This window comes from Longimicrobiaceae bacterium (assembly GCA_035936415.1).
GTDB lineage: Bacteria > Gemmatimonadota > Gemmatimonadetes > Longimicrobiales > Longimicrobiaceae > JAFAYN01.
On record DASYWD010000211.1, the window covers coordinates 1 to 6,888 of the forward strand.

Sequence of the window (6,888 nt, forward strand, 5' to 3'; positions counted from 1 at the left end):
TCTCTTCCTGCCTTCGGTTCCCTCCTCTCCCTACCTGCCCTCCCTCTTACCTCCTCCTGCTCCCATCGTTCTCCCCCTTCTCGACTTGTGGGTAATGCGTAGCAGAATTGGGGGAGGGTGGCGAGCCTAAAGCGAGCCGGGTGGGGGCCGCACTCCCCGCCAGGGGTCGCCAACCCTTCACCGCCATTGTATCTTGCGGCTCCACGGCTCCCAGGAGGACACGGCGTTGAGCGAGGCGGCACCCGGGCGTTCCGGTCGGCTGATGCGGGGGGTGCGCGAGCGCTCGGCGGGGATTGCGCTCGCCGCCATGGCGCTGGCGACCATCGCGCTCGGGGCGAACGTGTACCTCCTCTGGCGGCTGCGCGACGCCGAGTCGCGGGCGGTCGCGGCGGCGCACCGGGCGCTGGACCGCCTGGAAGCGGAGGACGCGCGGCTGGCGTACCGCATCCGGCTCCCCGCGGGGACGCCGATCCGGCTGGACATCCCCGTGGACGAGCGGCTGCGCGTGAACCTGAACACGCAGCTCCCGATCGACACCCGCGTCCAGGTCCCTTTCCGGTCGCCGTTCGGAAACCACACGGTGGTCCTCCCCATCAAGACGACGATCCCGATCCGGACCGAGGTCCCGCTGCACATCCGGCACACCTTCCGGCTCCGCACCCGGACCGAGGACGCCATCGAGGTGCCGCTGGAGGTGCGCGTCCGCGACCTCCCGCTCGACGTGCTCCGCGAGTCCCTGCAACCCGAATCTCGATGAAAGCACCAGTCCTGCTCCTGGGCGCGGCCCTCCTCTGGGGGTGCGCCCCCGAGCGCCCGGGCGACGGCGCCGGGGAGCCCGGCGACACGGCAGCCGCCACTCCGGTCCGCTCCGCCGCCGAAGGATGGCGCACGGCCCCCGCGGAGGGGGTGAGCCTCCGCGGTGCCGACACCCTGCTGGTGGAGACCGGCCCGCACGCCGTGCTCTGGCGCGCCGGGCAGGAGGCCGTGCAGCCGCCGTACACGATCCACTCCCGGATGCAGAAGCTGCACGGCCGGCTGCACGAGGGGTACGGGATCGTCTTCGGGGGCGAGGGGCTGGAGGGGCCGGAGGAGGGGCAGCGGTACAGCTACTTCCTGGTGCGCGGCGACGGCAGCTTCCTGATCCGGCGCCGGGCCGGCGCGGAGGTGCCGGTGGTGCGCCCCTGGACCCACCATCCGTCCATCCGCCGCGACACCGAGGACGGGGGGCGCCCCAACGAGCTGCAGGTGCAGGTGGCGGCCGACTCGGTCCGCTTCCGGGTGAACGGGGCGCAGGTGGCGAGCGTCGCCGCCGCCGAGGTGGACGTGCGGGGCGTCCCCGGCGTGCGCATCGCCCACGACGTGCAGGTGGCGCTCTCCGACTTCGGCCTGGAGCCCGGCGTGGCGGGAGGGCCGCGGTGAGCGCTGTGCTCGGGCGCTCGGCGCCGCGCCGGGAGCGGCCGCGGGTGCTGATCGTGGATGACGACGCGGGGGTGCGCGCGGTGCTGGCGCGGGTGCTGCGCGACGGCTACGAGCTGCGCCTGGCCACCAGCGGCGAGGAGGCCGAGGAGATGTTCGGCCGCGAGGGCGCCGACCTCGTGCTCTCCGACCTGCAGATGCCCGGGATCGGGGGGCTGGAGCTGCTGCAGCGCTTCAAGGCCATGGACGACACGGTGGGGTTCATCATCCTCACCGGCGCGGGGACGATGGAGAACGCCATCGACGCCCTCCGCCTACAGGCCGACGACTACCTGTTGAAGCCCTTCAACCTGGACGAGGTCATCCTCGCCGTGGAGCGGGCGCTGGAGCACCGCTCGCTCCTCCGGGAGAACCGCTTTCACCAGCGGCACCTGGAGGAGCGGGTGGCCGAGCAGGCGCGCGAGCTGGAGGCCCTGTTCGTGGACGCCCTGCTGTCGCTCGCCAACGCCGTGGAGGCGCGCGACGACTACACCGGCAACCACGTGGGGCGGGTGGCGCGGCGCGCGGTGGCGACCGGGAGCGAGATGGGGCTCGCGGGGGAGGAGCTGCGGCACCTCTGGGTGGGGGCGCTCCTCCACGACATCGGCAAGATCGCGGTTCCCGACCACGTCCTCCTCAAGCCGGGGCGGCTGACCGACGAGGAGTACGAGGTGATGAAGCGCCACCCGGAGACCGGGGCGGCCATCATGTCGCGGAGCGCCTTCCTGCGGCCGGCGCTCCCCGCCGTGCTGCACCATCAGGAGCGGTGGGACGGCGCGGGGTACCCGGCCGGCCTGAAGGGCGAGGAGATCTCGATCCAGGGGCGGATCATCGCGGTGGTGGACACCTTCGACGCCATCGTCACCACGCGCCCGTACCGGCCGAAGCGGTCCCCCGAGGCGGCGATGGAGGAGATCGAGCGGTGCTCGGGGACACAGTTCGATCCGGCGGTGGTGGCGGCGTTCCGGCGCGCGCTGGAGAAGGGCTTCCCGGAGGACCCCACCGCCCCGACGCTGTACCCGCACGGGATGGACGGCGAGTAGCGGCTTCCCGTTTGTGCGGCGTTCGTGGGCCGCTCCGGAGCCGGGCCGAACTGCCGGCCCGTCTCCTCCGCGGGCTACGCGAGCCGCCAGCCCTGCGGGGTCTCGCTCCGCCGGGGTGAGCCAGCCGAAACCGCCCGGCTGTCGCACCCCGTACTTCGTTTTCGGGGTACAACGGGAACGGCTCCGGCTCGCCGGCTCTTCACCGTCCTCTCTGCCATGCGCGACCTCGACGACCTCTTCGCCCGCCTGCAGACCTCCGACTTCCGTCGGCGGTTCCGCCTCCGCGCGACGGAGCTGCAGTACCTGCGCAGCCGCGGCCTCGACGTGGTCATGGAGCACGCCGCGGGGTTCATCGGCACCCGCCTCGCCGTCGCCGAGCCGGCCAACGACGGGAAGCAGACGCCGATGCGGAACCACCCCGCCTTCGTCGCGCAGCACGCCACCGCCACCTGCTGCCGCGGGTGCCTGCAGAAGTGGCACCGTATCCAGAAGGGCCGGGCGCTCACCGACGAGGAGACCGCGTACGTGCTCGCGGTGCTGGAGCGCTGGCTCCGAGGGCAGCTCCCGGACGGCGCGGCGGAGCGCGCCTCCCCGGGAAGCGACCCGGACCAGCTCAGCCTCTGAGCCGCCGCCTCTTCGCTTGACCCCCCTCCGCTCCTGTCCTAGAATTCGGAATTGATGGCAGGAACCGAATTGTAGAGCAACGACGCGGGGCCTCCGGCCCCGTTCGCATAGACAGGAGCAGGTCCCGATGGCCGAGCCGCTGGCACCCCAGTACACGCCGCAGGAGAACGAGGGCCCGCTCTACCGCTGGTGGGAGGAGCGCGGCTACTTCCACGCCGATCCGGAGTCGGAGGCGGCGCCCTACACCATCGTGATCCCGCCGCCCAACGTCACGGCGGCGCTCCACATGGGGCACGGACTGAACAACTCCGTGCAGGACATGCTCATCCGCTGGCGGCGGATGCAGGGGCGCGCGACGCTCTGGCAGCCCGGGACCGACCACGCCGGGATCGCCACGCAGAACGTGGTGGAGCGCATCCTGGCCGGCGAGGGGAAGACCCGCTACGACCTGGGGCGCGAGGCGTTCGTCGGGCGGGTGTGGGAGTTCGTGGGGAAGACGGAAGGGACCATCATCGACCAGCTCCGCGCCATCGGCTGCTCGTGCGACTGGGAGCGCACCCGCTTCACGCTGGACGAGGGGCTCTCGCGGGCGGTGCGCGAGGTGTTCGTCCACCTGTACGAGAAGGGGCTGGTCTACCGCGGGAACCGCATCATCAACTGGTGCCCGCGCTGCCTCACCGCGCTCTCGGACGAGGAGGCGGAGCCGGAGGAGACGCAGGGGAAGCTGTACCACCTGCGCTACCCGCTCGCCGCGGGCACCGACGCGCCGGGGCTCCCGCGGCTCCCGGACGGGAGGCCGTACCTGACGGTGGCGACCACCCGCCCGGAGACCATGCTGGGCGACACCGCCGTGGCGGTGCACCCGGAGGACGAGCGCTACGTGGCGCTGCACGGCGCGACGGTGGAGCTGCCGCTTACGGGCCGCACCATCCCCGTGGTGGCCGACGACTTCGTGGACCCGGAGTTCGGGAGCGGGGCGGTGAAGCTCACCCCGGCCCACGACCCCAACGACTTCGAGGCGGCGCAGCGGACCGGGATCGCGTCCATCGACGTGATGACCCCCGAGGCGTTCCTGAACGACAACGCGCCGGAGGCGTTCCGCGGGCTGGACCGCTTCGAGGCGCGAGGGGCGGTGGTGCAGGCCTTCGAGGAGCTGGGGCTGCTGGAGAAGGTCGAGCCGCACACGCACGCGGTGCCGCACTGCTACCGGTGCGACACCGTGGTGGAGCCGCGCCTCTCCGACCAGTGGTTCGTGCGGATGCGGCCGCTCGCGGAGCCGGCGCTCGCCGCCTCCCGCGACGGGCGGGTGCGCTTCACCCCGGAGCGCTTCACGAAGATCTACGAGCACTGGCTGGAGAACATCCGCGACTGGTGCATCTCGCGGCAGCTCTGGTGGGGGCACCGCATCCCGGTGTGGTACTGCCGGGCGGAGGGGTGCGGCGAGACCATCGTGTCGCGGCAGGACCCCACGGAGTGCCCGAAGTGCGGGGCCGCGGCCCCGGAGCAGGACCCGGATGTGCTCGACACCTGGTTCTCCAGCTGGCTCTGGCCCTTCTCCACGCTCGGCTGGCCGGACGACACGCCGCACCTGCGCAGGTTCTACCCGAACGACACGCTGGTGTCCGGGCACGACATCCTGTTCTTCTGGATCTCCCGGATGATCATGGCGGGCCTGGAGTTCATGGGCGACGTCCCCTTCCGCGACGTGTACCTCACCGGGATGGTCCGCGACCACCTGGGGCGGAAGATGTCGAAGTCGCTTGGGAACGGGATCGATCCATTGGAGGTGGTGGAGCGCTTCGGCGCGGACGCGCTCCGCTACACCGTGCTCACCGGCGGCGCGGCGGGGACGGACCAGGGGCTCAACTACGAGGACCTGGAGGAGGCGTTCGGACCGGGGCGCAACTTCGCCAACAAGCTGTGGAACGCCGGCCGCTTCGCGCTGATGACGCTGGGCGACGCGGAGCGGGTGCCGCTGGACTCGGCGGGGGACGCGCTGGAGCTGCCTGACCGCTGGATCCTGTCGCGCCTTTCCCGCGCCGCGGACGAGACGACCCATGCGCTGGAGAAGTTCCGCCTCAACGAGGCCGTGCTCCGCGCGTACGAGTTCTTCCGCGGCGACCTGGCGGACTGGTACCTGGAGCTGGTGAAGCCCCGCCTCCGCGGCGAGCTGGGCGACCGCAGCCGCGACGCCGCCCGCGCCACCCTGGCCACGGCGCTGGACGGGGCCATGCGCCTGCTCCACCCCACCATGCCGTTCATCACGGAGACGGTGTGGCAGCGCCTCCCGCGCGCCGCGGGCGACGCCGAGTCGCTGATGGTGGCCCGCTGGCCGGAGCGCGTCCCGGAGTGGGAGGACGACGCGGTGGAGGCGCGCTTCGCCGAGCTGCAGGCCGTGATCGTGGCGGTGCGCAACATCCGCGCGGAGTACGGGGTGCAGACCAAGCGCGTCCCACTCCGGGTGGCGAGCGCTTCGCCGGAGCTGCGGGGCGACCTGGAGGCCAACCTGCGGGCGGTGCGGGACCTCGCTCGGGTGGATGACCTGGGCTTCGAGGGGGCGGGGGAAGGTGTGGGGGCGAGCGCGGTGCTCCGCTCCGGCGCCGAGATCTTCGTCCCGCTGGCCGGCGTCATCGACGTGGAGAAGGAGCGCACCCGGCTCCGCGACGAGGTGGGCCGGCTGGACGGCCTGATCGCCGGTACGGAGAAGAAGCTCGCCAACGAGAGCTTCGTCGCCCGCGCGCCCGCCGAGGTGGTGGGGAAGGAGCGCGAGAAGCTGGCCGGGTACACCGCGCAGCGGGAGAAGCTGGCCGGGAAGCTGGCCGCCCTGGAGGGCGCCGCGTGGGTCTGAGCCTCCGCGGGGCGCCTGGCGCCCTCCTGCTGGCGGTGGCGGCGTGCGCGCACATCGAGCCGCCCCCGGGCGGCCCGGAGGACAAGCAGCCCCCCCAGCTCCTCGCCACCCGCCCCGACACGATGGCCCGCGGCGGCGCCTTCCGCGAGCCCGTGGTGATCGTCTTCGACGAGCGTGTCTCCGAACAGAGCGTGCGCGACGCGGTGCAGGTCTCGCCGCGCACCAGCGCCGTGGACGTGGCGCACCGCGGGGACGAGATCCGCGTGTCGCTGCGGCGCGGGTGGGAAGCGGGGCGGATCTACCAGGTCACCGTGGCGTCCACCGTCCAGGACCTCTTCGGCAACCGCCGCACGGAGCCGGTTCGGCTCGTCTTCTCCACCGGCCCGGAGATCCCGGACACCCGGCTGGAGGGCACCGTCGTGAGCCGGACCACGGGCCGCCCGGAGGCCCGCGCGCGGGTGGAGGCGATCCTCGCTCCCGATTCGCTGGTGTACGCCGTGCCGGCGGACTCCGCCGGCGCGTTCTCGTTCCGGCAGATCCCGGCGGGCGAGTACGTCCTGCGCGCCTTCACGGACCAGAACGCGGACCGCGCCCTGCAGGACTACGAGCCCCGCGACACGGCCCGCGCCGCCGTCGCCGTCGGGACGGCGCCCACGGTGCGCCTCCGCCTCCTGGAGCCGGACAGCACGGCACCCCGCGCCGCCTCCGCCCAGCCCGTGGACAGCGCGGCCGTCGAGGTGAAGTTCGACGACTTCCTGGACCCGGCGCAGAGCTTCACCCCGGCGCAGGTGCGCGTGGTCCTGGCGGACAGCACCGCCGTCCCGGTCACCGCGGTGGAGCTGGGCGGCGGCCCGGCGGGCGCCGACGCCCCCGGCCAGCCTGATCGGCGCACTGGAGCGCCCACCGCCGACACCGCGC

At 73.0% G+C, this 6,888-nt stretch carries 6 protein-coding genes; all 6 read left to right on the forward strand.

All coding sequences use genetic code 11. From position 1 onward, the window contains the following. The first annotated feature begins 226 nt into the window (after window positions 1-226). Window positions 227-757, forward strand: coding sequence for a hypothetical protein (locus tag VGR37_08365; protein ID HEV2147404.1), 531 nt, complete (start codon window positions 227-229; stop codon window positions 755-757). Next, entirely contained in the window at window positions 754-1,419 is a 666-nt protein-coding gene (locus VGR37_08370; protein ID HEV2147405.1) for a hypothetical protein, read from the forward strand. Before VGR37_08365 ends, VGR37_08370 begins: the two co-directional genes overlap by 4 nt. After that, a complete protein-coding gene (locus tag VGR37_08375) occupies window positions 1,416-2,498 on the forward strand; it encodes an HD domain-containing phosphohydrolase (GenBank protein HEV2147406.1) in 1,083 nt (360 codons plus the stop codon). The genes VGR37_08370 and VGR37_08375 overlap by 4 nt, the downstream gene beginning before the upstream one ends. 216 nt (window positions 2,499-2,714) lie before the next feature. Further along, on the forward strand, window positions 2,715-3,122 hold the full coding sequence (locus VGR37_08380; GenBank protein ID HEV2147407.1) for a DUF4186 domain-containing protein: 408 nt from the start codon (window positions 2,715-2,717) through the stop codon (window positions 3,120-3,122). A 127-nt stretch (window positions 3,123-3,249) separates the two neighbouring features. Continuing rightward, window positions 3,250-5,970, forward strand: coding sequence for a valine--tRNA ligase (locus tag VGR37_08385; protein ID HEV2147408.1), 2,721 nt, complete (start codon window positions 3,250-3,252; stop codon window positions 5,968-5,970). Continuing rightward, the coding region (locus VGR37_08390; GenBank protein ID HEV2147409.1) for an Ig-like domain-containing protein at window positions 5,961-6,888 on the forward strand (928 nt) is incomplete at its 3' end. The genes VGR37_08385 and VGR37_08390, both read left to right, overlap by 10 nt.